Source organism: Streptomyces sp. MS191, assembly GCF_008042125.1.
In the GTDB taxonomy this organism is placed as follows: Bacteria; Actinomycetota; Actinomycetes; order Streptomycetales; family Streptomycetaceae; genus Streptomyces.
In genome coordinates this window covers 1-26292 of sequence record NZ_RDBI01000005.1, presented here as the reverse complement: position 1 = coordinate 26292, position 26292 = coordinate 1, and the positions used below count along the sequence as shown (strand labels likewise).

Here is a 26292-nt window from a genome sequence, read left to right as displayed (position 1 = left end):
CCCCTTTCCCCGTACGCCCACCGTCGAAGGAGTCCCCATGCAGCCGTCCTCCGCCTTCCCCGGCCCGCTCTCCCGCCGCACGATGCTGGCCGGCGCCGCCGCCCTCGCCGGCGCGACGGCCACGACGGCCGCCACCGCCACCACCGCGCAGGCCGCGTCCGCCCCGGCCGGCTCCGCGACCGGCGCCCGCACCGCCCCGGCGGCGACGGAGTCCCGGGAATCGGGGCGCCCCGCCAGGGCCGTGGTCTTCCGCAACGTCCGCCCGTTCGGCGCGGCGAAGGCCCGGGACCTCGTGGTCGTCGACGGCCGCGTCTCGGACTCCCCCGCGCCGCGCGGCGCGAAGATCGTCGACGGCGGCGGCCGGATCGCCCTGCCGTCCCTCGTGGACGCGCACATCCACCCCGACAAGACGACCTGGGGAGGCCCCTGGGTATCGCGCCGGCCGGCGAGCGGGATCGCCGACTACGTCGCCCAGGACGTGGAGTTGTTCCGCAGCCAGCGCCGCCCCGTGGCGGAGCGCGCGTACGGTCTGATGGCCCATGCCGTCACGCGCGGCACACGGGCGATGCGCGCCCACGCCGACGTGGCCCCGGCCTACGGGCTGGCCGGGGTGGAAGGCGTGGCGGACGCCCGGGAGCGGCTGCGTCACGCGCTCGACGTCCAGATCGTGGCCTTCCCCCAGCACGGTGTCATCCGCACCCCGGGTACCGCGCGGCTGCTGGGGAAGGCGGCGCGCACGGGCGCCATCGACATGATCGGCGGCATCGACCCGATCGGCTTCGACGACGCCCTCGACGAGCAGCTCGACCTCGTCTTCGGCATCGCGGACCGCCACGGCATCGGTGTGGACATCCATCTGCACGACCGGGGCGAGAAGGGGATGACGGCCATGCGGGGCATCGTCGAGCGCACCCGCGCCCTGTCGCTCGCCGGAAAGGTCACCGTCAGCCACGTGTTCTGCCTGCCCGGCCTGTCGGACCGCGAACTCGGTTCGATCGCCGCCGACCTGGGCGAGCAGGACATCGCGCTGACGACGGTGGCACCGTCCGACTCCCTGGTCCTGCCGATCGCCAGGCTGCGCGAGCACGGGGTGCGGGTCGGTCTCGGCTCCGACGGGGTGCGCGACTCCTGGAGCCCGTTCGGCAACGCCGACATGCTGCACCGCGCGCAGCTGCTCGGCTGGGTGACGGACGTGCGTCTCGACGAGGAGCTGACGGACTGCTACCGCGTCGCCGCGCACGGCGGCGCGGACGTCATGGGCCTCGCCCACGCCGACCTCGAACCCGGCGCGCCGGCCGACTTCGTCCTCGTGCGCGGCGAGTGCCTGCCGCAGGTCGTCGTCGACATGCCCCGCAGGGACATGGTCGTGCACGGGGGCGTGGTCGTGGCCCGGGACGGCGAGTTCCTGGACTGAGGGCTGCCCCGTGGTCCCCGCACGGGGAAGGCCACGCGCGCACCCGGTCGCGGCGGACGACCGCCGCGACCGGGTGCGCGTCGCACCGTGCGGGCTACTTCCAGATCGCGGCGACCCATTCGGGGTGGTCCACGAAGGGGTTGCGGTTCTTCTGTATGCCGAATATCCGCTCGTTGCGCGCCTTCTCGAACGCGTCCGGCGGATCGGCGTCGTTCCACTGCCTGAGGGCCGTCAGGCTGCCCATGAACGGCGCGCTGCCGTTGCCGACCCGGTCGTTGGGTTCGAGGTCGGGGAAGCCGTCGGATCCGTCGTACCGGACGGCCATGTAGAGGATCATGCGGGCGACGTCGCCCTTGACCGCGTCGCGGGGCTCGAACGAGTCGCCGTCGACCTTGCTGCCGGGGGCCTCGTCGACCGGGTCGCCGCCGTTGTCGAAGTCCAGGTTCCCGCGGGTGGCGTTGACGGAGGCGTCCTCCGGGCGCAGGTGGTGGATGTCGGTCCCGGGGCCGGTCGCCGTGCCGAAGTCGCCGTGGCTCTTGGCCCAGACGTGCTCGCGGTTCCAGTCGTCGGCGCCGCTGCCGTGCGCGGCCTTCGCCTGTGAGCGGCCGGAGTAGAGCAGGATCACGTTGCCGGGGTTGTCCGGGTCCTCGTCGGTGGTCTGCAGCGCGTCCCAGACCTCGTCGTAGGAGAGCTTGGTCTGCCGGCTGACGATCGTGTGCAGGGCGGTCTTCAGCTCGTCGCCGGTCTTCCCGACCGCGCCCTCGTAGTAGCTGTCGTCCAGCGCCTCGACCGCCGTCGCGGCCGGGCCGCGTTCGGGCGGGGAGGCGCCGGCCGGTGTACCGGTGGCGAAGGCCGAGGCGGGTACGGCGACGGCCGCGGCAGCGACGACGGTCAGGACGGGGCGCCGCCAGGGGCGGTGCTTGTGGTGAGCGGACATGAAGTGGGGGGTGTCCTCTCCCTCTCGGCGGGCACGTCGTTCGGGCGTCGGCGCGGCCGACCCCTGCGTGTGCCCGGCAGGCGGATCATGACGGAACGTTCAAGCCAATGAGCTTGGCATGTCCCGACCATCCGCGAGTGGACGGTCCGCACCCATCCTGTGCCGACACCGTGAACGCCCCCGCCACACTCCCGGGACGGTCAGCCCGACAGGTCCTTGCCGGTCGAGCGCACGCCGGAAGCGGCCGAGTGGAGGGCCCGCAGGGCCACCAGGAGCACACCGATGTCGTCCAGGTAGACCGGGTCGGGGATCAGGTCGACCGGGGAGATCGTGTACAGCACCGCCGTCCAGAACAACGCCTTGGAGCGCAGCGGAACGCCGGCGTCGACCAGCAACTTGCGGGCGCGGAAGACGCGTACGAGCAGAACGGCCGCGAACCCCGCCGTCACGAGCGCGAGAACGACGGCCACGATGAGCCAGACTTCGCTGTCCATGGCGCTCTTCTACCCTGTCGCGGCCCGGCCAGCGCCGAGGACACCGGCGCGTTTCCCGGCGCCCCGCGCGTACGGGGCGGCTCGCGTCGCCCCGGGCCGGGCGTCCCGCACCACGGCGCCCGGGCGCGGGTCGCGCCGGCGGCGTCGGCCGACACGCCCTGACGTGACGTCAGGAGGTGTCCCACCCACGGCCTACGCTGGCCGCATGGGGCAGGACGACACCGAGGAGACCGGGCACGCGTCCGTTCCGGCCGCCGACCCGCAGGCCGCTGCCGAGCGGCTCAAGGAGCGGCTGTACGCGACCATCACGATGATCTCCGTGGTCATCGGCCTGTCCGTGGCCGAGCACCCCTCCGTCGCCGGGGCCGCGGCCACCGTGGCGACCGCGGCCGTGGGCCTGTGGCTGGCGGCGCTCGTCGCCGACCAGCAGGCCCACCGCGTGGTGCACGGACGCCTCGCCACCGGCGCGGAGCTGCGGCGGATGCTGTGGGTCGACAGCCCCCTGCTGCTGTCCGCGGTCGGGCCCCTCGTGCTCGTCGGCGCCGCGGCCCTTGACGTGATGTCGCTCGAGACCGCTCTCGTCGCGTCCGCCGGTGTCAGCGTCGCGAGCCTCTTCGCCTGGGGCTGGTACGGCGGCCTCCGGATGGGCAGCAGTGCCGCCGTCGCGCTGCTCGGCGGCGCCGTCGACGCGGCGATCGGGCTGGCGGTCGCGCTCGTCAAGGCTTCCGCCGGGCACTGAACGCCCGGGCGGGCACACTCGGCCCGGCATGGCGTGGCCCTCGCCGACCTCACTCCTCGTCCGGTACCGCCTCGGCTCCGTTGCGACCCTGCATCCGCACGAACGCCGGGTTGACCGCGGCGGTGGCCGCTTCCAGGCGCTCGGCCTCCTCGGCTCGCCCCTCGGAGCGCAGCGCGATCAAGACGTCGTGCACGACGGCCGCCTCGTTCCACGCATAGTCGCCCGACCGGTACAGCTCCAGGGCCGCATCGAAATCGGCGTTGGCCTCGGCGTGGCGGCCGAGGTCCCTGTAGGCGACTCCGCGCAGGTGGCGGGCCATGGCACCGGCGTACTCGTCTCCGGCGCGCGCGGTCGCCTCGACGGCGTGGGGCAGCGGGGCGACCGCCTCCTCGGGGCGGCCTCGTTTGATGTGCAGCCAGCCCACGTCCCGCTGAGTGTGGGCGTACCACAGTTCATGCGCGACACGCTCGAAGATGCCGAGTGCGGCCCCCGCAGTGACGACGGCGTCGTCCAGTCGCCCCATGCCCGCGAGCACACGGATCCGGGCATTCGTGATCCGCCCGACCCAGAGCTGCTCCCCCATCGGGCCGAAGATCTCCTCCGCTCGGCCGTAGCAGTCGAGGGCGTCGTCGCGGCGGCCGAGGAGACGGTAGATCTTTCCGAGGGCGTAGAGACAGGATCCTTCGCCCCTGCGGTCGTTCAGCACCCGGAAGTCGCGGATTGCCGATTCCAGCAGCGGTGCCGCCTCGTCGGCGCGGCGCAGATAGCCGAGGGTCTCCGCCAAGGTCCGCCGCAGCCGGGCCTGCGCGCGCAGGTCCCCGGCTTCCTCCGCGAGCCCGAGCGCCTCCCGCTGGCTCTGCTCTGCAAGTTCCGGCCTTCCCCGCCATCGCTGGAACTCACCGAGTTTCTCGAGTGAGTTGAGAACGTGCCAGGAGTCAGCGGCGGCGCGCAGAGCGTCCGTCGCGGCTGTCATGTGCTGCAGGGCCGCCCGGTAGTCGCTACGCACCGCGTGAGCGCGTGCGACGAGCATCTCGTCCCTGGCCCGGTCGACCGGCGTCGGCGCGCACCCACCGTGCGCACCGTCGGTGAGCAGTGCCAGCGTCCGTTCGGGTGCACCCTCGGCGAGCGCCGCGGCCGCGCGGGCCCGGCGCAGGCCCGCCAGCACCCGGGGCCGGTTCTCCGCGGGAGCCGAGAAGAGCCAGTCCGCGGCGCCGACGGGCAGAGTGATGTCGTCGAGAAAGTAGGACAGGGCCTCTCCGATCTCGGCGACCTCGGTGTCCATGCCGAGGCTTCGGCCCCGGCCGATCGCCCACAACAGGCGCTCACGCTCGCCCGTGACCCAGTCCGCGGCGGGCAGCCCGTCCAGATCACCCACCCGCTCCCCAGGTACCTGGGCAGCGAGTTCCGGAGCCCGCCCGCCCGCCAGATGGACGACGGCGTCCCGCAGGGCCTTCACGAGCCGGGCTTCCGACCGCCGCCGCTCGTCCGACGGCAGCTGCTCGTAGCGCTCGGCCGCGTAGACCCGGATCAGGTCGTGGACGTGATAGCCGCCGCCGTCCTCTTCCTGCGCCTCCATCAGGCTGACCTCGATCAGCTCGTCACAGGCAGCCACCGCCGGAGTCCGGGAGCCTGCGGCAGACGTGAAGTGCCAGTCGGTGAGCCGTCCGACAGGCAGCAACGCGAGGAGCCCGAAGATCGCACGGGTGGAGTCGTCGAGCTCCCGGTAGGTGAAGGAGAGGCAGGCCTCCAGGCTCTTGTCGTCGTGGACGAGCTCTCGCAGCCGACTGCGCTCGTCCTCCAGACGTGCCTGCATCCGCACCAGACTCAGGTCGGGCCGCTGCCTCAGTTTGGACCCGACGATGCGCAGCGCCAAAGGCAGCCGGCCGCAGAACCGCGTGATCTGCAGGGCCACGGCCGGGTCGGCGGCGATGCGCTCCTGGCCGGCGTAGTGGGTCAGGACATCGAGCGCCTCGTTCTCGTCCGGCAGGACGACCTGGACAGGGGGGCGCGTGATGTCCGTCGCCAACAGGGCCTTTCGGCTGGTGATCAGCATGGCGCACCCCGCTCCGACCGGGAGCAGGGGGCGCACCTGCTCGGTGCTGTACGCGTTGTCGAGCACGATCAGCAGCCGCCGGTCGTTCGTCACGGAGCGCAGCAGGGCCGCTCGGTCCGCGACAGCGGCCGGAATCTCCTCCCGCGCGACGCCGAGTCGGTGAAGGAGCTGTTCCAGGGCTTCCGCGCTGGAGCGGGGCTCGTCCCCGTCCCCGCGGAGTTCGAGGTACAGCTGCCCGTCGGGATACTGCTCCCGCACCCGGTGGGCGGCATTGAGGGCGAGTGTCGTCTTCCCCGTACCCGGTGCGCCGTGTACCACAATGATCTTCGACTGGGTGTTCACAGGGTCGACGGCCAACGTTCCGCCGGTGGGTGCCGGGACGTCCTGAAGGAGGGCGAGCAAGCCGTCGAGCAGGAGCGGGCGCCCCACCCAGGCGTCCGTGCGGGGCAGTTCGTACCGCGCGGTGCCGCTTGCGGCCGTGGGCGTTGCCGGCTCCGGCTGTGTGCGCATCGTGTGATACCAGGCGAGACTGCCGACGACCACGGCCGCACCACCGCACACGGCCACCGCGGTCAGGCCGTCGAAGAGGTCGAAGATGATGTCCCCGGTCATGCTCAGCGCGGCCACACTGCCACCGACGGCACCGGCGGCCCATAACGGTGCGCGAACTGAACCGGCCCGTTCGGTCATCGAGTTACCCCCGCAGTCGGCGTGATGTGTGCCGATGATGCCAGACGTCCGGCCCCTCGGACAGCGTCCGCAGCGCCGTTCACCACCGGTCTCCGCGGATGTCCTCTGCGCCTCCCGGACCCCTCGCGCCGGCGCGCTACAGGCCGAACTCGAGGTGCTGGATGTCGGTGAAGCGGACCTCTTCGAGCGAGCCCGCGCGGCGGCCGCCGTCCTGGAAGTAGACCTCCTTGAGGGCCTCGGCCGCGATCCGGCGGAGCTGCTCGTCGCCGGCGCCCTGGTCCTGGGCGTCGAGGAGGCGGGCGGCGTGCTGCGGGGGCAGGGCCACGGTGAGGTGGCGGACGCGGTCCTGGTCGGTGGTGCCGATCGGGGCGGTGTAGCCGAGCCGGGCGCGGGTGTCGATGACGATCCCGGTGGTCGTGGCGGCCTTCTGCCGCGCCTTGGCGCGGACCTGCGGCTGCCAGCGGGCCTTGACCTCGGCCTCCAGGCGGGCCGCGAGGTCGGGCCGGGGGCGCTTCGCGGTGCCGGCGACGTACCGTTCGACCTGGCGCTGCGACACGGCCAGGAGTGCGGCGACGGCCCGCGTGCCCTTGAGCTGTCGTACCAGGTACCGCATCTGCGCGCCCGCCGACTTGGGCGCGGGGCGGGTGAACGCCGACTGCACCGCCTTGTCCAGGCCCTCGCCGAACATGCTCATCGCGCGCTACTCCCCGTTGTCCGTGCCGGTGACGGTGCCGTCCTTGATGTAGCGGGCGAGGTTGAGTTCCGGAGCGTCGTACTGCTCGCGGATCCCTTCGCCCCACAGCACGCTCTGGGTGCCCTCGTGTTTCACCATGCCGGGTGAGACGCCGAGACGCCAGCCGCCGGGCAGCGGCTTGCCTTCGCGGTAGGGCAGGAAGTCCAGCGGCCCTTCGCCGTCGACCGCGTACACGGCGCAGTCGGAGAGGACGGCGACCGGGTACTGCCCGGTGAACGCCGCGTGCTTGACGATCTTGCGGTGCATGTTGGTGCGCGTGCGGGAGATGACGGCGGCCCGGATGTCGGGGCGCCATGTCGGGCGGGCGAGGGCACGCCACGGCTTGCCGGGCTTCCAGCCCTCGCCGCGGGGTCGTTCGCGGAGTTTGCCGATGCCGCCCTTCACGGTGGCCTTGATCGCGGACACCGCGATGGCGAGCTGCGGGTCGCGCAGGCGGTGGCCGTCCATCGCGGTGAGGAACTCGGCCGGTGACGCGTCCGCCGGCACGCCGAGGTCGGCCATGGTGGCGACGTAGGCGTCGCGCAGGCGGCCGTACCAGCCGTCGAGATAGCGGCCGTTGTCGTACCGGACGTAGGCCTCGACCGGCGAGACCTCGTAACCGAGTTCGACGGCGTAGGCGACCGTGGGCGTCGCGTACCAGGCCGGTCCCTCGGGGCGTTCGCCGGTCGGCGTGAACGGGCTGGGCAGGAGGGTGCCGTCCAGGTCCACCCACTCCTTGCCCGACTTCACCCGGGACAGGTCGACGTGGGAGAGGTCGACCAGCCACGAGCCCGGCAGCTTCGGGTCGAACGCGGGCCGCAGCACGCGCGTCGGCGCGCCGAGCCCGACGACCAGGCCGTTGGCGCCGGCGGCGAAGGCCATGTTGACGTCGATGCCCACAAGGTTGCGGCGCAGGCATTCGGCGTCGGTGAGCGGGCGGGCCCAGTCGTACGCCTCCTCCCTGAGGGTCTCGGCGGCGGTCCGCTGGTGGAACCGGGGGAGGTCGGCGAGCAGCGGGTGCCCGTCGGGGGCCTCGCACGGCGCCGGGTCGACCGGGTCCGTGCCCAGCGAGCCGGGGTTGTGCTCACGGTGCCGTACGCCGGCGGCGTCCGGGGCGGAGGCGCGGGTCGGCGGGTGAAGGGCGGTCATCAGTTCCAGACCGGTCACCGCCGTCGAGCCGCGCGGGGTCATGACGCGGGACGCGTAGATCCCCAGGAGCTGGGCGAGTTCGGCCGGGGGCAGGTCGGCGGCGTCGCCCCAGTGGCGCGAGTCGAGCGCGTCCCACGAGGGGATGCACAGTTGCACGCAGGAACGGGTCGAGCCCTGTGCGGGGCGGTAGATCCGTGCCCAGGGCCCGAAGCCGCGCCGGGTCAGTTTCCAGTCGGCGCGGCCCAGTCGGCCGACCGCCGGGTGTCCTTCCGGCAGGCGTCCGGCCAGCCGCTCCTCGTCGGTGAGTTCCGTCGGCAGACCGAATCGTTCGAGTGCGGACCGTGTCAGGACGACGAGCGGGTCGGCGTCCCGGCCCGCTCCGGAGAGGCGGGGCTGGCCGAGCCGCGCCTCGGCGAGGGTCCACTCGACCAGGGAGGGCAGGGAGTCCGCGGGGACGTCGAGGACGAGACCTCCCACGCAGTAGGCCGACACCCGGCCGTCGGCGTCGGCGTCGAGGACCGCGAGCGGTCCGTGGGCGAACCGGGAGTCGTCGCCGGCGCCGGCCTGGGCGTTCCGCGGGGCCGGCTTCGCCGTCTCCGGATTCCTCGCGGCGGGGCGGGGGCAGGCACTGCTACCCGCTGATCTCGAGGCTCTACAGGTCTGGGGGCGGTCGCAGTCGGGCAAGGGCTCGTCTCTTCGCCGTGGTACTGCCGGAGGCCGGGAACGAGCGTGTCGTGCTGTGCCTGCGCGGCACGGTCAAGGCTGTCCAGGTACGCGGGTCGGTTGCGTTGTTCGCTGGGGTTCTGAAAGCCCGTACGAGGGCCGCGTTGCTCCGCGGTGCCCAGGACCATCGGCAGGCGGGGCGCAGCGATGAGGCGGCAGTGTGGAGTGCGGCAGCGCGTGGGATTCTGCTCGCCGGCCGGCGAACGGGGAGAGGCTCGAGCCTCCGTGCCGTTTCGGGTGGCCTGCCCACCTTGGGGCGAGGGCGTTAGGCGTGTGGCGGCTTTGGGCGGAATGGTGCGCGGTTGTTGCACGCAGGGCGGGTGGTAGGAGGTTGGGGTGGCGACGCAGAGGCTTGAGCCGTGGTCGGCGATGGTGGTCACGGCTGTGGCGGGGGTTCTGGCCGACACGGCGGACGGGCTCACGGGTCGGGAGATCGGTGACCTTCTGGCGCTCTCGGGTGTTCCGGACCAGGACGGCTCCAGCAAGCGTGACCGGCTCGCGCGGGCTCTGCTGGCGCGTCAGGCCCGTGACCGGGCGGCGAACTGTGTGGTCGTGTTCGTGAACCATGCGATGGCTCCCGTGCGGTACGCCCAGCAGCCGCAGGTGTTCTCCCGGCGCCGTGACGACCTCAACGAGGTCCTCGTCCACATCGGTCTGCGCGTCAACGAGGAGGGCCGTATCGCCCGCGGCCCGGCCGCCGCAACGCTCAGCGACGCGGCCCGGCATGCGAGCTCGCTTCGCTCCGAGCTGCGCCGTCGCGGCACGCACCAGGAGGTGCTGCGCTACTGCACCGACGAGATCCTCGCCAAGAACGCGTTCCACGCCAGCCTGGAGGCCGTCAAGTCGGTCGCCGACCGGCTGCGGCGCCTCACCGGCGAACAGCTCGACGGGGCGCGGCTCGTCGACGCTGTCCTCATGACCGGCGGCGGCACCGCCCGCGTGGCCGTCAACACCGGCGGCACGCCGACGGAACTCGGCGAGCAGAAAGGCCTCGCGAACCTCGTGAAGGGACTGTTCAGCATGTACCGGAACCCGGCCGCCCACGACCCCCGACTGCACCGCAACGTCACCGACGACGAACTCCTCGAACTGCTCACCACTCTCTCCATGGTCCACCGGCGCCTCGACAGTGCCCGCATCCAGCCTTGAGTACTGCGGGTGGCCCAGCTGTCCGGCAGATAATCTGACGTGATGGAGCGGGAGAGACCGGCAGCACAGGATGCCGAGCGCGATGAAGTAGAGGGGCTCATTGGTGGCTCTCCCCTCGACGCGGCGCAGCAGCTGCGCATCCGAGCGACCCATCGCGGGTTCACCTACCAACATCTGTACGCCGTCGGGTGCCTGCTGAGGTTGCGAGATGCGGGTGCCCAGACGCTGCTGGTGGAGCGTGACGAGGATCTCGAGGTCGTGCTCCCGGACCGACGGCTCTACCTCCAGGTCAAGACCCGGCAGAGTGGCGCACTGGTGTGGAGCGACATCCGCGAGGCGGTCGCCGCTTTCGAAAACGCGATCCGCGCAGAGCACGAAGAAGGTAGGCGCAGCGGCACCCCTGTGCTGGTCGTGGTCAGCAACGCCCAGCCGGGCCCCGGCCTGCTCGCCAGAGTCCGGGCTGCGGACTGGCCGGCCGATGTCCGGCTGCTGTGGCCCGCAGGGCCCCCGGGACAGGACACGTGGCTGCCGCCGCCGGCCCAGGACCTGGAGGGCATGCTGCGGTGGTGCACCGCAGAGGCCGAGCGAGTGCCGTTCCGCTCCCTGAAGCCCCAGACGCTGGTGGAGAAGCTGGCCGCCCGGGTGCAGTACGCATGCACCGGAGCCCACGGTCAGGCCTTCGCCGCGACCGACCTGCCCGAGTTGTGCGAGCAGTTCGTCGAGGAGTTGCAGGCCTTCCCCGAGGCACCCGACACGTACTGGCCGCAGCAGAACGATGATGAACTGCTCGGTGAGCAGCGGGTGCGGTTGGTGGTTGGGTACTCGGGCGCCGGGAAGACCACCTGGGCCGCGCATGCGGCCGGGCGCTGCCCGCTGCCCATCACGTACTGCGACGTCGCAGACGGTATGTCGACGGAGGCTGTCGCCGAGTCATTGGCTCGCGAGCTCGCGGCCCGGCACCTCAGCAGCCGGGTGGGAGGGGAACTGCCCCACGGCTCGAGTACGGACGTTTTGCGGGCAGTCCATCTGCGGCTCGCACAGACGTCAACGATGGTCGCTGTGGTGCTCGACAACGCGCACCGGCTTCCCACGAACGGCATCCGGATGCTGATCGACGCACTGCCCACCGTGCAGTTGATCTTGCTGGCGCAGCCCTGGCCCGACCAGACAGTCCTTGAGGCTCACCTCGGGATCACCGCTCAGATGCTGCCCGGCTGGACCGTCGACACCACCGCCGCGGCATTCGCAGCCGAAGGCTGCAGGCCCGACTACCCCACGGCTCAGCGTGTTCGCACGCTCGCCGGCGGCCTGCCCTTGTACATCCTCCAAGCGGCTGCCTTGACCGCCCGGGAGTATGGGGCCGACGCCGCAGCCTTCTGCGATGCATTCGAGGAGCGGACACATCTCACGTCCACTGCCCAGGAGCTCATCCTGGAGCATGCCTTCGAGCGCCTCTCCGAGACAGCGAAGGCGCTTGCTGGTCTCCTTGCTCTTGCTGAAGTGCCGCTGACACGCGACGAGCTGCAACAGATGGCCGCGGATGTCGGTCTGGAGCGCGCTCCGATCAACGCACGCGCCCTGAGGGAGCTTGCCTCTCATGGTCTGACGCAGACCTTCGCCAACGGTCACGTCAAGCTCCACGACGCAGCACGCCCCCTGGCCACTTCCACCGTGGAGGCCTTCGACGAGGAAGCAGCCGACCGCGTGCAGCGCACCTTGTGCCGGCTCCTCGACGGTCATAGAAGCCCAGACCGACTGATTCGCTGGATGCGTCTGCTGGGCGCAACCGGCCAGATAGACGACCTGATCGCCCTCACCGAGCAGGAGGGGTTCTTCGAACGTGGGTATCCGCGCGAGCTGCGTGCAGTGCTCGCTGATACGGCCCACGCGGCCGAGGCCGACACGGCTCTCCGGTTCGACGCCCACAACGCGCTTTTCGCATGGGCGCACCGGGACAACGATCTGGACGCGGTCGCCCAGCACGTGCAGGCCATGGAGACACTCCACAGGGCCGGGCATCCAGACTTCGGCCATCGGGAGCGGATGCTTCTCGCCAGCAGGAGGTTCCGGCTCTACGGCGAATCGGGCGACCTTAAGCAGCTCAAGAGGGCTTATGTTGAGGCCCACGCAGAGACCCCTGCTCCGTCCCGGTACGACCGCAGCCTGCGGTACGAGTATGCGGCCGCGCTGTGGACAGCCGAACAGTATGAAGAAGCGGGGCTCTTGGCCATGGAGGTCGCCGTCGCCTACATGGATCACCTCGGTCTCGAAGACGACGATCTTCTGGCCCCGACATCCGAGCTGCACGCGAAGTGCGTGAGCAGTGACACTCCCGACGACTTCAAGCGGCTCGCCGACTGCTTCGGCCTGGCTGTTCTCGTCTACCGCAAACTCAACCGCCTGGACTTCGGCCCCTGGGCTGTACGAGCGCAGAAGCTCTATGCCGTCTCAGGCGCAACCCGGTCGGCCATCAACTCCGGACAGGACGTCGCGGACGTGCTCCGCCTCACCAACCCCGGCGAAGCGCTGAAGATTCTCGACACGCTGCTGCTCGCAGCCCAGCAGGACAACCTCCACGACGTGATCATCGGGTTGCGTTCACAGCGTGCCGAAGTCCTGGCACGTACGGGCGACATCGCGAGAGCACGGACGGAGATCGGAATCCTCTCCCAGTACGAGCTCACCTCCGACCAAGCCATGGACATACGGCATCAAAGCCAGCTGATCGAAGAGATCGCCAACAGCGACGACACATAGCCGTCCAGTGATGATCAGCGTGCTACCAAGGTGGTCGTGATCGAGATTAGAGCTGCACTCCCGAAGTCGTGAGCCGACCCGACCGCCGGTCGCCGAGGCTCATGCCGACGACGCCCAACGGTTCTCCAGGACGGCCACCGCCGGCTCGTTGTCCCTAGCCCACTCATTGGCCGTGGGTGCCTGGGGCCCGGTAGTGGGCGCTTTGGCCCGTGGGTTATCGACACACCAGCGCAGGACGTCCAGCATCAATCTGACTGCTCGGTCTGCTGACTCCGTCGAGTAGTCGGCGTACTCCGGTCCGGTGTGCGTGCCCAGAGGCGGATGGGGAACCGTCTCCCTGGGCTTCTCCTCGTGGTGGACCGACGCATCCCGGAGAGGGAACAGCCACTTGAACTCGTCGCCCCAGGCGGCGTTGCGAGGGCCGGTAGCAAACACGAGCTTCAGACCCTCGTGAATCGCCGTGCGCCGCTTGGTGCGGTTGGCCCTCCACGCGGCCCGGCGCGTTGCCGGGACCACCGAGCCGTAGAAGGCATCCAGCGTGTGCGCTGAGGCGGCCACGGCGACCAACGCAGCGTCGAACTCCTCATTCAACGAGGAGGACTCCATAGTGGGGTCCGTCGCTGCCACAGCCTGCTCACGAGCCACGCGGGCCGCCAGCGCCCGGTCGATCGCAATTGCGGCCCAGCGCGGCCACAGACGGGCCGCGACCGCAATCCTCTCAGGGCCGGAAGCCGTGACGGAAACAGCCGCGTGGCCAGCAGGTGCTTCAGCGCTGACTCGCTTGCTCCCGCACTGCGGGCACTGGCGCTCCCCCGGCACCGTCTGCTCGATGACATCGTCCGGGTACCGGTACCCGCACTCGGCGCAGGAATGGCTCATGGGAAAGACCGTAGAAGGAGGAGACTCCGGTCGAAGGCCGACACGACGGCTTTGAGGCCACACAAACGCCGCGCACTCTACGGGCGACGGGGGCGTAGCGCCACAGGGCGGCGAAGTCCCGCCGGCGTACGGCCGGCGGGGATCGCCGGTCGCCTCCAGGCTGCCGCCACAGGTCAAGTGAATACCGGGGCGGGGTCCTCGGCCCGTATAAGGAGTGCGCCAAGAAGGCGTTCGTGCTCGGTGTCGAGTTGGCCGGAGCGGTGCGGTTGCGACGAACCAGGGTCCGATCTGACTGTGTCGCCGTCGATAGGGATCGTCTCGCGGGTCGCGGGGGCGCGGTGGACCGACGGCACCAGAACCACACGCGCTGCCGCCTTCAGCCTGTGCCTCAGCCTGCTCGCCTTCCCAGCGGGGCTCGTGACCCCGTGGGTAGTCGGCTCGGATGCCGCCGGGCGGTAGTCTCGCTGACTCGACCGGGTTGGTATAGACCTCAAGGACGGTCATCGACGAACTTCCAGCTGGGGAGCGAAGCGCGCAGATCCAGCCGTGTTCTCCGGTTTCCACCTGTAGCAGGTGGGCCGCTGGGAGACTGCGGCGCATAGTCGTCGGAGCCGGTTCGGGGGATGAGTAGCTATGGCACAGAATCGCAAGGGGTACTACCGCGCGGGGCACTACGTACAGCCCTCGTCAACGTCCAGCCGGTGGAAGAAGCCGTCAACAGGCGCAGTCGTGATGATCGGCATTCTGGCCATCGCTGGCTGGAACACCCTCTTCGGCAGCGAGGCCGGCCCTTCGGAGAAGTCGCCCCCTGCTCGGCCGGCCGGCTCCTCTGCTCCGGCGGCTTCCGGTCAGTGACCCCGCTTGCGCCGGAAAGCGGTGAAGGGCCGCTGCCACACCTTGCCTTTCTCAGGGAGGCTCCTGCGGTCGGCAGGGGGCGTCGCGTCACCTGACACGGCTTCCTCTCGCAGTCGCTGCCAGACGGCCTGCCACTGCGTGATCTGGTTCTCGGGTACGCCACAGGCTGCAAGGTAGGACCCTGTCGCAGCCCATGTGGTTGGGAGCATCGTGCGGTTCACCAAGCTGCCGACCGTACTGGTCGATATGCGTCCCGCCGAACGCCGGCTGACCTCCTGCTGGGCCAGCCCGCTGACCACGCGCACATCCGCGAGCGCGGTGAAGAAGCCGGTGACGGTGCGGACGCCGCATGGATCGGGCCACGGCCGCTGAGCGGTCTGCGCATCAGGCGGGGCGGCGATGGGGTTGGCGGGAAGATCCGCATGGTTGCGTCCAAGCGCCACCTGGGCACCACTGTTGCGGTCCCTGGCCTGCGGAACGGGACAGCCCCGAGCCTCCAGTGTCAGGCGTAGATGCCGGTAGACAGCCCCCATGTCGAGCAGTGCGGGACCGCCGGCGATGCCGTGGCGCAGCGTGTCTAGCAGTGCGCCGGTGAAGGCTGTGTAGGTGTCTCCGACTGGCGCCAGTGCGGTGCGGGTCTCCGCGGCGGCCGCCAGCAGGAAGCTGCCTTCCACCGCGGCCTGGTCGGCGAGCCCTGGTGAGGCATTCATCCTCCCCAGGGCCAGACCGCTGTAGCAGCAGTCCAGAAGAACGATGTGGCGCTCCGCACGGGAGTCGAGGAGCAGGACCTGGCGCAGCCAGTCGTAGGGCAGGCTTGTCTCGACCCGGTCGGCCTGTGTGCGTGGCAGGGCAAGGCTGAGCGCGTCATGTGGGTCGACGAGGCCGTGGCCCGCGAAGTAAATGAGCAGAGTGTCGGTGGCGTCGGCAGCCGCCCGCCGCACTGGGTCCATCACCGTGTGCGGGTCGATGGGGTTCTCGACGACGGTCACATGCTGGGGAGGCAGCCGGAGGGACTGTGGGCCGCGCAGGAGGTCGGCCAGGGCTTGGAGATTGTTGGCAACGGCGGGGAGCTGCTCAAGATGCTCGTAGCGGCTCGTACCGACGAGGACCGCCCTGGATGCCCCCGGGTCGGGCAACACGCTCACTGCGCCTGCTCTTCCTCGCCGCCTTCGTCGGCGTCGAGTGCCCGGGTCGCCCGTTCGATCTCCTCGGGCAAGCAGTCGGTGAGGATGATCACCGTGTCACCGCGGCGGATCTCTACCCGCGGCCTCTGCGGCCGGGTCTGCCGCCAAGCCACCAGCGCCAACACGAACGATGCTGCGCTCCACCCGTTCCCCGTCACCAGTTGAAGCACATCGAGCGCCGTGCCCATCTCCCCCGGCCGCGGAGAACTGCCCCGCACCTCAACGGTCGCAGACCTGCGCACCTGGGGATCCGACCTCAACCAGCCCTGCAAGGAACGCAGATTTCCAGCACCTGATGCCACCTGTACCTCTAACCGCACCTCTCCCCCTCCCCAGCACATCGGCCGTCTCCCGCGCGGCCACACTCCTCATGCTCCTGCACAAGTAGAGGGCTTCGCCGCGGACTTCACAAGATCAGCCTAGTTGTCCGGCTGGAACTCCTCGAGAAGCGGCGATCGCGCACTGGAGAAAATCGCCAGGACGGTGCCGTCGTCGAGTTGGCCGAGGGAGCGAGGATCACAGAACGCGGCACAGCAGTCGGTGATGCCTCTGTTCACGAGTGCCTGCCCAGCCTGCGGGCGGGCGCGAGCAGGGCAGGCGCACGAGATGTGCCGGGTGCGGATGCGGTCGGCTGCCGGTATTGGAATGCGGGGGGAACGGCTGGCCTATGTCAGGTGAAGGCCGGAACGGGGTTTGCCTGGGTCCACTCGCCTTCGAAGAGGGCTGCGACGAGGCGTTCGTGCTCGACGTCGAGTTCGCCAGCGCGCTGCTTGGTGCGGATCTTGGCAAACCACGGGCCGATCCTGACGGTATCGCCGTCGACAGTGATCGTCTCGCGGGCTGCGGGGGCGCGGCGTTCGCGATGGAGGAACAGTTCGAGGATCTGGACGGTCTGGGCGAAGGTGCGCCGGACTGTCGGGCGGGGTGTCAGGGCGCCATTCTCGGGAGTGAGGTTGAGCGCTTCGAGGAGCTGGCGCTGGCTGGCCTCCAGCGAAGTCCACTGAGTGAGCTGGCGGATGGCCCAGCTGCCGAGGCTGGTGCTGCCAGTGGTGGTGTCGGGGGTGAGGAGCTGGCCGGTCTCGAGGTGACGGCGCACCAGGTGGTACTTGCGGTGCCAGTCAGGGCCGTTCGGGAGACGCCAGTGAGGGTCGATCGCGTCGAGGTCGGCGGCACGCGTGGGGTCAAGCCGGCCACGGGCAGCGAGGGAACGCTGCTCGGCCAGCCAGGCTCCGATGGGGGTGGTGGAAGGGGCGGCAAGGTGCCCGTGTACCGCCTGGTATTCGGCGGCGGCAGTGAGGCGGGCGCGCCAGGCGGCATCATGCTTGTCCCAGATCATGCCCAGCGCGTCGAGTTCGGCGATCCACTCCGGCTCGAGGCGGCCGGTGGTACGGGCGTCGCGCATGGTGGTGATGAAGCGGCCGAGTTCGAAGCCGGCCGGGTCGCTGTGGTCGGCGGGGACGTCGAGGTGACCGAAGGCGTCGTGGAACGCCTGGGCGGAAGCGAGGCCTTCACGGCGGGTTCGGGTCAGGGCGCCCCGGGGGTTGAACGCGATCAGGTCCATGGCGCGGGCGATGCGTTCGGGGTGGATCGTGTAGTCGAAGTGCCAGCGGTGCTGGATGAGGCGGCTGGTCTCGGCCGGGAGACGGTTGGCCTTGTTGGGGAGTCGTTCGATGATGCGGTGGTCGTGGCTGGCCAGGGCTGTGGTGATGGCCCAGACGGGTTCGTAGGGGGTGCCGAGGATGTTCTCGGGGTCGTCGCTGGGCGGGATGTAGACGGGGACGATCAGGGAGGCGGTCTTGCCGGAGACGTCCAGGCGCAGGGCGCGGCCGAGGCCCTGGACGCAGCGTGTGATGCTGCTGGTGGGGTCGGCGAAGACGACGGCGTCGACGCTGGGGATGTCGATGCCTTCGGCGATCACTTTGGCGTTGGTGAGGATCGCGCGAGGGGAGGCGGCGAAGCGGGCGAAAGTGTCGGCGCGTTCGTCGGGAGTGTGGTCGCCGTGGACGAAGAAGACGTCCGGGTCGAGGCCGGGGAGGCAGTCAGGGTCGGCTTTGCGGAGGCGGCGCAGGGTGTGGGGCAGTTCTCGGGCGAAGCGGATCGAGTCTTCGACGAGGTGGAAGAAGACCAGGACCCGGCGCATGGAGTGCTTGGCCATCGCGTTCAGAACAGCGAGGTGCAGGGCGGTGGTGCGCAGCGCATTCTCGCCGGCGGTCTCCTCACTGGCGGCCGTGCCGGGTACAGGAAGGTTGAGTCGGGCGCGGAGGTCGGTGTCGGTGACCGTGGGGACCACGATGCGGTAGTCCGCGGCGACGCCGTCGGCGATGGCCTGTGCCAGGGGGTACTCGAAGACCCTCTTTCCGTACACATGCTCGTTGTCCATGCTGTTCGCCGCCGCATCCCCCACAGACTCGGGTACAGGGCGCGGCCGGCGGCGAGCGGTCGAGGCGGAGTCCGCCAGGTCAGGTGCGGCAAAGCTGCGCGGGGTGGCCGTCATGTAGAGACGGCGTTCCGCGAGGATCCGTGCCGCGTCATTGACCATCGCCCACTTCTTGTCCGCCCGGCCGGCGATGCGGTGCGCCTCATCCATGATCGCGAGATCGAAAGTGGGCACGGTGTAGCGGGTGTGCTGCGTCGCCTCGATCTTGTCGAGTGAGTCGTAGGTCGAGATAACCGTCAGGGCGGGAAGCTGGTCGTCCCCCTCCCCCACCACCGACATCAACGCCGCCAGCGATTCGGGACTGCTCGTGGAACCGACCCTGCGGGCAGCCAGAGCGTCATGGGCCGCAGCGTCCATCGACGACACAATCACCATGTGCTCCAGGTGACCGTCACGACGCCACGCGAGCGCCGTCTGAGCCGCCAGGTCCAACGTGGGCACAACGACCAAAACAAGACGCGCACCGAGCTCATCCGCCGCCCGGATCGACACCAGAGTCTTACCCGTCCCCGTCGCCGCCACATACAAAGCCCGGGTACGCGGGCGCCGCAAATGCCTGACCGCAGCAGCAAGACCCCGCTCCTGGTCCGAACGCAGCACAGGACGACCGGCAGGGCGAGGGACAGCGGACGCGACCGGAGTGACCATGACCCACATCATCCCGTACTGGTCCGACGGCGTCGGACGGATGCTGCAGAGGGGACGGTTTCTGGGGCCCCTCTGTCTGTGGGTTACTCGGCTGCTKCGGTCAGGTGGGTGAGGGTGGAGCCGGTGGGGTTCTTGCGGACGTGGAGTCGGTTAGGGACGCGACGGCGCAGTTCGGGGATGTGGCTGATGACTCCGACGGTGCGGTCGTGCGTGCGCAGGGAGTCGAGGACGTCGAGGACTTTGTGGAGGGTGTCTTCGTCGAGGGTGCCAAAGCCTTCGTCGATGAAGAGGGTGTCCAGGGGGTTGCCGCCGGCTTCGTGGGTGACGACGTCGGCCAGTCCGAGGGCGAGGGAGAGGGAGGCGAAGAAGGACTCGCCTCCGGAGAGGGTGTCGGTCTTGCGGGGGCGGCCGGTCCAGGAGTCGGTGATCTGCAGGCCGAGGCCGGAGCGTGCGCCGTGGGCGGCTTGGTGGTCGGAGTGGGAGAGGGTGTAGCGGCCTTCGGACATGATGTTCAGGCGGGTGTTGGCGGCGGTGACGACTTCTTCGAGACGGGCGGCCAGGACGTAGGCCTCGAGCTGCATGCGGACGCGGGCGCTGGGTGAGTTGCCGGTGACGAGTTCGGCCAGGTGGCGTGCGGTGGTGTGGGCCTGCTCGAGTGGTTCAAGGCGTTGGCTGGCGGTCTCGAGGTCGGCGGCGAGGGCGGCAAGGTCCTGGGTGCGGGTGTGGGCGGCGCTGGCGGCTGCAGCCGCAAAGGCGTGCTGGTCGTCTGCGGCATCCCGTGCTGCGGTGGCGGTGTCGAGGTCTGCGGGGGGCTGTGTGGCGGCCTGCTGCAGCGTCGTGTCTTGCAGGACTGTGGTGTGTACTGCGCAGTCCTGACGCCACTGGGTGATCTCGTCTTCGATCGCGCGCAGGTCTTCGTCGCCGAGGAGAGCCTGCTGGGCGAGTGCCAGGGTGTCGAAACCCTGGTTCTTCGCGGCGAGGGCGGCCTGCTCGGTGCGGTGGGTGAGGGTCTGGGCAGCGGCGGCGAGAGTGCGGGACGCCTCGACCGCTTCCTTGAGCCGGTCGGCGGTGCGAGTGAGTTCGTCGGCGCGGTCGGCGACAGTGGGGTGGGTACCGCGGGCTGTGGTGAGCTTGACGGACAGCTCGGTGAGCTGCCGGGTGAGGGTGTCGTAGTCGGCGTTGCGGGCGGACAGGCCAGCTGTTGCGGTGCTGAGCTGCTGAGTGTGGATGGTGTGCTCGGCGTCGAGTGCGAGGAGTTCTTCTTGAACGGCGCCCTGGTCGACAGCACGGTCCAGGGCGTCGGCCAGGGTGGCGCTGAGTGCGGTGTGCTGGGTTTGCAGGTCGATCAGTGGGGTGTCGCCCGCTTCCCCGGTGGCGGCGGCCGCCTGTTCGCGGAGATCGTTCAGGACGGCTGCGGCATCCTCCCGGGCGGTGTTGGCCTGCTTGTGGGCTGCTTCGGCGTCCTGTTCGTCCTGGCGTGTGGGCTGCCCGTCCTGGGCAGCTGCCGGGGCTGGGTGGGTGCAGCTTCCACAGACCGGGCAGGGTTTGCCGTCGGTGAGGGTGGCGGCAAGTTCGGCGGCCATGCCTTCGGTGCGCCGGCGGCGGATGTCGAGGTAGGTCTGGCCGGCCAGGGTGACGGCCTGTTGTGCGTCTGCCAGGTGCTGCTCGGCCTCGGCGAATTTCGCGAGGTGGGTGTCTCGGCGCCTGGCGGCTTCGATACGGGCCTTGAGGCTGTCCAAGGCGTCGTGGTGGCGACGGCTTTCTTCTTCGGCTTGGCGGGCGGTTTCCCGCCGGGCTTCGAGGGTGCGACGCCTGTCGGGCTCTGCCTCGATCCAATCCTGGGAGGTGCGTTGCTGGGTGGCGAAGTCCTGCCGTTCGGCGTCGACGCGCTTCAGCTGGGCGGTCAGCCGGCGGACGGTGTCTTCTTCAGGGATCAGCGCGGTCAGGACAGCGGCTTCGGCCCTGGTGTTCTGCTCGGCGGTCTCCAGTTGGCTGGCGTCCAGGTCCGTGTGCTCGGGCAGCAGGTGGGTGCAGGCGCTGCGCTCGGCGCGCTGGGCGTGGGCGTGGTCGTGTGCGGCGGTGTCGGCGGCGTGCAGCTGGGGCGCTGCCTGCTGGGCGCGGCGGGCCTGGTCGCGGCGCTGTACCAGGGTGTCCTGGTGGGGTTTTTGTTGCTGCAGCAGCTCGAGCTGTTGCAGAGCATCGGCGTAGCTGGCTTGCTGCTGGCGGAGTTCGCGTGCGGCGGCTTCGAGGGTCTGCTGTTTGGCCAGATTATCCTTGGCCGTTGCGGCTGCTTGGAGGGTCTGCTCGTGGTGGATGTGGCTGGTGTGCAGGAGATCCTGGGCCCAGGCTCGTGCGGATTCGGTGAGGGTGCGAGGGTCTTCGGAAGTGGGGGCGGCTTGGTCGGTCAAAAGGTCGCTTCCGGCGGCCTGGTGGATGCGTTCGGCCAGGCGTAGCACGTCGGCGCGGGCTGCGTCGCGGTTCTTCTCGGTGGTGCGGCTGTGGTCGTTGAGCCAGCGTTCGATGAAGGAGAAGCGGTGGGTACGGAAGAGTTTCCCGAGGAGTTCACGCCGGCCGGAGGCGTCGGCATGGAGGAACTTGGTGAACTCGTTCTGGGGCAGGAGAACGACCTGGCAGAACTGGTCCCGGCTCATGCCCAGAAGGTCGGTGATCTCGGTGCCGGCTTCCTGGTGGGACTTGCTGGCTGGTTCCCAGCGGCCCTGGCCGTCGGTGTCGATGGTCCACTCGCTGAGGCGGGTCTCGGCCTTCTGGAGGGTCTCGCCTTCGCCGGATCGCTTGGGGCGCATCTGGGCGGGGATCCGGTGGATGCACAGGCGGCGGCTCGCGAGGGTGACCTCCAGGGTGATTTCGGTCAGGAGATCCGCGGGAGCGTGATGGCTGCGCAGCAGTAGGTCGCGGTCGCCCGGGGGTTTGCCGTAGAGGGCGAAGCAGATGGCGGCGAAGATGGTGCTCTTGCCTGCGCCGGTGTCACCGTGCAGGAGGAAGAGGCCGTCGGCGGACAGGGCCTCGAAGTCGATGGTGTGGGTGCCGGCGAAGGGGCCGAAGGCCTGCAGGTGCAGGGTGTGCAGGCGCATGTCAGACGGTTTCCTTCTGCTGCTCGTTCAGGCGGGAGGCTTCGACGGCTTGCTGCAGCAGTGCGTGTTCGTCCGGGGTGGGTTCGGTGCCGCGCATGTTGTGGATGAAGTCGCTGGTGATGTCGAGGTCGCTGCGGCCGCGGATGCGTTCGCTGTAGGTGGTGTTCGTGGCCTGTGCCGGGATGTGAGCGGGCCGGTGCTTGAGTTCGGCAGTGTGGGGGAAGCGGCGGCGCAAGCGGGCCATGGCCTCGAAGGGCAGGGCGGTGTCGGTGAGGGTGACCTCGAGCCAGGCGTCCGTCAACGGCTCGTATGCGGGGTTGGTCAGGAGGTCTTCGATGAAGCCGGTGACACGCTCGAGGCGGCGTGGGACGGGGCAGGGCCGGTGCGTGAGGGTGGGGACTGCCCCGGGGGCGAGGTCGACCAGGGTGATCGACTTGGTGTGATGGGCTTCGGAGAAGGAGTAGGCCAGCGGTGAGCCGCTGTAGTGGATGCGGTCGCTGACGCGTTGGGTGCCGTGGAGGTGGCCGAGGGCGACGTAGTCGATACCGTGGAAGATGTCGGCGCCTACGTGGGCGACGCCGCCGACGGTGATGTCGCGCTCGCTGGTGGATTCCTTGGTCTTGTCTCGTTCTTCGGGCCTGCCGGTGCCGGGGGTGACGAAGGCGTGGGCGAGGACCACGGAGCGGGTGCCGGCCAGCTGATTGTCGGCGAGGTCGGCGCGGATGCGGTCCAGAGCCGCGGTCAGTACAGCGCGGTGGGAGACGGCTTCTGCTTCCAGCGAGGTGCGGACCATCGACGGCTCGAGGTAGGGAATGCCGTAGATCGCGACGGGGCCGTCGCCGTCCTTGAGGAGGACGGGAGTGTGGCAGGTGGCCGGGTCGGTACGCAGGTGGATTCCGGTGCGCGCCAGGAGACTGGATGCAACGCCCAGGCGGTGCGCGGAGTCGTGGTTTCCACTGATCATGATGATCGGCACGTTCAGGTCCGCGAGCTGGTGCAGGGCGTGGCTGAACAGGCGTACGGCGTCGAGGCTGGGGATCGCCCGGTCGTAGATGTCGCCGGCTACCAGGACGGCGTCGACGTTGTCGGTTCGCGCGGTGTCGACCAAATGGTCGAGGAAATCGCGCTGGGCGGGTATCAGGTCTTCTGAATGAAACCGGCGGCCCAGGTGCCAGTCAGACGTGTGGAGAAACCTCATGTGCGTCAACCTCGAGCTTCGTCACTCAGTGTGATTGTCAGTGGCGGAAGGGAAGATATGCAGCGTGGGAAGGAGGAGAGATGGCCTCTCCAAGGTCTGCTCGTGCTGCCCGTGTTCCCTCGCCAGGCGGGTGCAGATGGTGCGGTATCGACGCCCGGATTCACGCGCGCCAGTGGGTGGAGTCGGTCGGCTGGCATGCTTGGGTGGCACCGACCGACGAGCAGCGCAAGGAGCGCATGCTTCTGCGCCGGGCACAGCGGTCGGCGCCTGGTCAGTGAGCGAGTTCCTGTAGGCGGGTAAAGATCTCCCGCAGCTGGCGGGGCACGTCCTCGGGGGCGGTGAGGGTGCTGGCCAGCCCGTAAACCATGGCGGGTTTGCCGTTGGGGCTCTTATCTTCGGCTTCTTGTTTGATCATGCCGAGGATGCGGGCGCTGAACTTCTTGCCGTCGCGGTGTGCCTCGAAGTCCTCGGGGCGCCAGGCCTGGGGAGCAGGCCGGGGCCACAGAGCGTTGGCCGCGGTGGCCCACTGCTTGTCGCTGAAGAGTTCTTCGAGCTCGTTGTAGCCGTCGGCTTCTCCCACATAGGACACCTGTGTGGTGAGGTCGAGGCCGGCTCGTCGGAGTCGTTCATCCTTGAGAAGTTTGTTGGTGCGGCTGTCGGCGTCGATCATCAGCATGACCGTGCGCAGGTGTTTGACGAGGTAGCTGGCCAGGTGGAGAGCGCCCTCGTTGTTCTCACAGCCCCACAGAGCAATGCCCGCCGCCTGGAGTGACATGTTCTGGGCCAGGCGGAACAGCAGGGGGAGGCTCTGTTGTTCCGTGTCGCCCTCGACGGCAAGGAAGCAGCGCTCGTGGAGCAGGACGGAGTTGCGCAGACCCAGTGATGCCGCGATCTGGCCGAGGTGGAAATCGATCCCGTCGTGCTGGTCGTCCTTGAGGCGTTCGACGACAGTGCGCCCGTCGGGTCCCAGACTCAGATGGACCACATCGGCGATGTCGACACCGTCGATGAGGTTCATCGAGTGGGTGGCGACCATGACGTTCACGTGCGGCAACCCGCACTGCTTACGGACGATGTCCATGACCGTGCGCTGATGGCGGTAGTCAAGATGGGTGTCGGGTTCGTCGTAGACCACGATGGTCTGCGTGGGCTGAGCGCTTGCGGGTTCCCCTGAGGCGGCCAGTTCGGCATTCTCCAGGAGGTTGCTGGTCCACTCCCACACCGCCAGAGCGATGCGGCGGGCGCTTCCCTGGCCGGCGCGTGTCAGGTCGACTGGCTCACCGTCGGCCCTTGAGACGTGAAGCGGAGCGCCTTTGAATCCTCCGCTGAAGGAGACCATGGGCTTGACGTTGACGTTGACATACTCGGCGCAGTGCTGGCGGATGTGGCGGCACAGGGAGTCGGCTTCCTTCTCCAGCCGCTGGTTGATCTCTTCCTCGATCTCGCGGACACGGCCCTGGAGGGTCTCGTCCTCCAGGTGCGTCTTGTAGCTGCTGTTCAACGCGGTACGTACGGCGTTGTCGGGGCTCTCGTCCTTCCCGCCGAACGACAAAAGCCGCGGGAGTCGCTCCTCGAGCGTTTTGGGCAGCGGCTGCCATCCCTGGTCCTGGGGAACGGTCTTGGCGTGTGCCGTCAGTTCCGCCAGGAGGTCCTCTTTGAGGTTTCCTGCCGGAGTCAGGCCGTACTCGGCGACGAGCTTCGTCAGTGCCGGCTTGAGCAGCCGGTCCAGGTCACGCAGCTGCGGGTCGGTTGGCTGGCTGCCGAAATACTCCAGGCAGGTCGTCTCTCCCGGGCGCGAGCGCCGGCGGATACGCACATGCTCGCCAAGCCCGCTGTCGGCCTGCTCGTCGGCGTCCAGCCGGAACTGTCCCTCCACCCAGGTCTCGGCGCACCGGCGTCCGCTGGATTCTTCCTCGTCCCGCACGTAGGTGCGGTCTTCGTCGGTCAGGCGGTGGGCGCCGAGGAGGAAGGCCAGCGCGGTCAGCACCGCGCTCTTGCCACCGTCGTTACGGCCGGCCAGAACGGTCGGCCGGCTGACCGGGATCTCCGTGACCTGGGCCAGGGAGCGGAACCCGCGCACGGAGTAGCTGTCGAGATACACGGGAGGAGCTGCTCCGTATCTCCCCGTCCAGAGCGGACAGAGGCGTGGCGTGCGGCAAGCACGGATGCTGACGAGGCACCTGTGCCACTGGCACAGGCCGTCATATTAAGTGCTGTTGAACAACTGCAGTACCTTTTGGGCCAGTTGAACCAGCCAGTAGCTTCACGCACGACTACCGCCAGAATCCCCCTCTCCCTGAGACAGAGCACCCGCCCAAACCTCCCTTTCGCACGCCTGATCGATGCCGGCAGGGGTATCTCGTCGGCTTGGATTCGACCACGACGCCGGGGCGAGGCGCGGCCGGCGCGACTGAGAGGAGGCGAGTCGGAAACCTCCCCGACGGCGCCGAGCCGTGAACGAGTGGCGTGGGTTCCTCTCCGCTCGCGGCCTTCTCTGAAGGCCGGGCACGGCGCACCCTGCGTGGCCCGCAGCAGCCGGACGCCCGACCGTTCACGCGGGGAACAACCGGTGGCGTGCCTCCCCCATGGGCCCTCGCGGAGGGCCGGGGGCCACGGCTCGTTCGGGCACGGCTGGGCATCGTCACACCAGCGAGCGCAGGTCTGCCAGCCAATCGCGCCGGTCGGGCTTGCGGGATGCGACCCATGGCTCTGGGGTGGCCCGCCAGGGTTCCCCCTCATCGCCGTGAGCAGGGTTGGGGGTTGGATTCCGGAAGAGGGGGTCGGGGTCGATTCCCAGGGCCGTGAGGGCGTCGATCTGTGCTCTGGTCAGCAGCGCGGTTTGTTCACGGCTTTTGGAGATCCATAGTCCCAGGCGGACGGGGTCCCCATCGAGGTCTTCGCGGTGGGCGAGCGGCACCTGGAGGTGCCCTTCCCGGTGTAGGTACTGGCGGGCTGCCCTCAGTCCGCGCTGGAAAGCCCGCATGCGCGAGCCAGGGGCGTGCCGGAGTAGCAGCGCGTGGGGGTGGAGATGGGGATGTTGGGCGGTGAGCTGGATGAGCAGGGCGATCTGCTGCGGGTGCAGTTCGCGCTGTCGGGTGATCTGCCGGTCGAGCCACATGTGGGGGTCTTCACCGGAGTTGGGGGCTGGGGTGGGCTTGGTG

At 69.5% G+C, this 26292-nt stretch carries 17 protein-coding genes; 4 read left to right on the top strand and 13 right to left on the bottom strand.

Going from position 1 to position 26292, the window contains the following annotated elements; all coding sequences use genetic code 11:
- Positions 1 to 37 precede the first annotated feature (37 nt).
- Positions 38 to 1414 (top strand): amidohydrolase family protein, encoded by a 1377-nt coding sequence (locus tag EAO71_RS01130; protein WP_147975877.1) that lies wholly within the window; start codon positions 38 to 40, stop codon positions 1412 to 1414.
- Positions 1415 to 1508: 94 nt separating this feature from the next.
- Here EAO71_RS01130 and EAO71_RS01125 read toward each other — a convergent pair whose 3' ends face one another.
- Both EAO71_RS01125 and EAO71_RS01120 read right to left on the bottom strand, forming a co-directional pair.
- Positions 1509 to 2351 carry an endonuclease I family protein gene (locus tag EAO71_RS01125; RefSeq protein WP_147975876.1) on the bottom strand — a complete coding sequence of 281 codons (843 nt, stop codon included), beginning with the start codon at positions 2349 to 2351 and terminating at the stop codon, positions 1509 to 1511.
- 200 nt (positions 2352 to 2551) lie between these two features.
- Positions 2552 to 2845 (bottom strand): YkvA family protein, encoded by a 294-nt coding sequence (locus EAO71_RS01120; RefSeq protein ID WP_147975875.1) that lies wholly within the window; start codon positions 2843 to 2845, stop codon positions 2552 to 2554.
- Between the two features lie 205 nt (positions 2846 to 3050).
- Here EAO71_RS01120 and EAO71_RS01115 point away from each other — a divergent pair, with 205 nt between their 5' ends.
- Positions 3051 to 3584: a hypothetical protein gene (locus EAO71_RS01115; protein WP_187282509.1), complete on the top strand. Its 534-nt coding sequence runs from the start codon at positions 3051 to 3053 to the stop codon at positions 3582 to 3584.
- Between the two features lie 49 nt (positions 3585 to 3633).
- On the opposite strand, the gene EAO71_RS01110 is transcribed toward EAO71_RS01115, so the two are convergent.
- The 3 genes from EAO71_RS01110 to tap all read right to left on the bottom strand — a co-directional run bounded on the left by EAO71_RS01110 (position 3634) and on the right by tap (position 8893).
- Positions 3634 to 6327, bottom strand: a complete 2694-nt coding sequence (locus tag EAO71_RS01110; RefSeq protein ID WP_147975874.1) for a tetratricopeptide repeat protein — start codon at positions 6325 to 6327, stop codon at positions 3634 to 3636.
- 136 nt (positions 6328 to 6463) lie between these two features.
- Positions 6464 to 7021, bottom strand: coding sequence for a telomere-protecting terminal protein Tpg (gene tpg, locus EAO71_RS01105; RefSeq protein WP_147975873.1), 558 nt, complete (start codon positions 7019 to 7021; stop codon positions 6464 to 6466).
- A 6-nt stretch (positions 7022 to 7027) separates the two neighbouring features.
- The gene (tap, locus tag EAO71_RS01100; protein WP_261991930.1) at positions 7028 to 8893 is read right to left on the bottom strand and encodes a telomere-associated protein Tap; all 1866 of its coding nucleotides are present in this window, start codon (positions 8891 to 8893) and stop codon (positions 7028 to 7030) included.
- Between the two features lie 375 nt (positions 8894 to 9268).
- On the opposite strand from tap, the gene EAO71_RS01095 reads away from it, so the two are divergent.
- Both EAO71_RS01095 and EAO71_RS01090 read left to right on the top strand, forming a co-directional pair.
- Complete coding sequence (locus tag EAO71_RS01095) at positions 9269 to 10081, top strand: TIGR02391 family protein (protein WP_222723529.1); 813 nt, start codon at positions 9269 to 9271, stop codon at positions 10079 to 10081.
- 42 nt (positions 10082 to 10123) lie between these two features.
- Entirely contained in the window at positions 10124 to 12838 is a 2715-nt protein-coding gene (locus EAO71_RS01090) for an ATP-binding protein (protein ID WP_147975872.1), read from the top strand.
- Positions 12839 to 12937: 99 nt separating this feature from the next.
- On the opposite strand, the gene EAO71_RS01085 is transcribed toward EAO71_RS01090, so the two are convergent.
- From EAO71_RS01085 to EAO71_RS01045, 8 genes are all read right to left on the bottom strand, one after another.
- Positions 12938 to 13717 carry a hypothetical protein gene (locus EAO71_RS01085; protein ID WP_147975871.1) on the bottom strand — a complete coding sequence of 260 codons (780 nt, stop codon included), beginning with the start codon at positions 13715 to 13717 and terminating at the stop codon, positions 12938 to 12940.
- A gap of 848 nt (positions 13718 to 14565) precedes the next feature.
- The gene (locus tag EAO71_RS01080; protein ID WP_147975870.1) at positions 14566 to 15717 is read right to left on the bottom strand and encodes a caspase family protein; all 1152 of its coding nucleotides are present in this window, start codon (positions 15715 to 15717) and stop codon (positions 14566 to 14568) included.
- Positions 15714 to 16097, bottom strand: coding sequence for an effector-associated constant component EACC1 (locus EAO71_RS01075; protein ID WP_261991929.1), 384 nt, complete (start codon positions 16095 to 16097; stop codon positions 15714 to 15716). The genes EAO71_RS01080 and EAO71_RS01075 overlap by 4 nt, the downstream gene beginning before the upstream one ends.
- A 329-nt stretch (positions 16098 to 16426) precedes the next feature.
- The gene (locus EAO71_RS01070; RefSeq protein ID WP_187282508.1) at positions 16427 to 18841 is read right to left on the bottom strand and encodes a DEAD/DEAH box helicase; all 2415 of its coding nucleotides are present in this window, start codon (positions 18839 to 18841) and stop codon (positions 16427 to 16429) included.
- 83 nt (positions 18842 to 18924) lie between these two features.
- A complete protein-coding gene (locus tag EAO71_RS01065) occupies positions 18925 to 21933 on the bottom strand; it encodes an AAA family ATPase (protein WP_147975867.1) in 3009 nt (1002 codons plus the stop codon).
- A gap of 1 nt (position 21934) precedes the next feature.
- A complete protein-coding gene (locus EAO71_RS01060; protein WP_147975866.1) occupies positions 21935 to 23131 on the bottom strand; it encodes an exonuclease SbcCD subunit D in 1197 nt (398 codons plus the stop codon).
- Positions 23132 to 23402: 271 nt separating this feature from the next.
- Positions 23403 to 25232 (bottom strand): ATP-dependent nuclease, encoded by a 1830-nt coding sequence (locus EAO71_RS01050; protein ID WP_147975864.1) that lies wholly within the window; start codon positions 25230 to 25232, stop codon positions 23403 to 23405.
- A 540-nt stretch (positions 25233 to 25772) separates the two neighbouring features.
- A partial coding sequence (locus EAO71_RS01045; RefSeq protein WP_187282507.1) for a helicase associated domain-containing protein occupies positions 25773 to 26292 on the bottom strand: 520 nt, incomplete at its 5' end.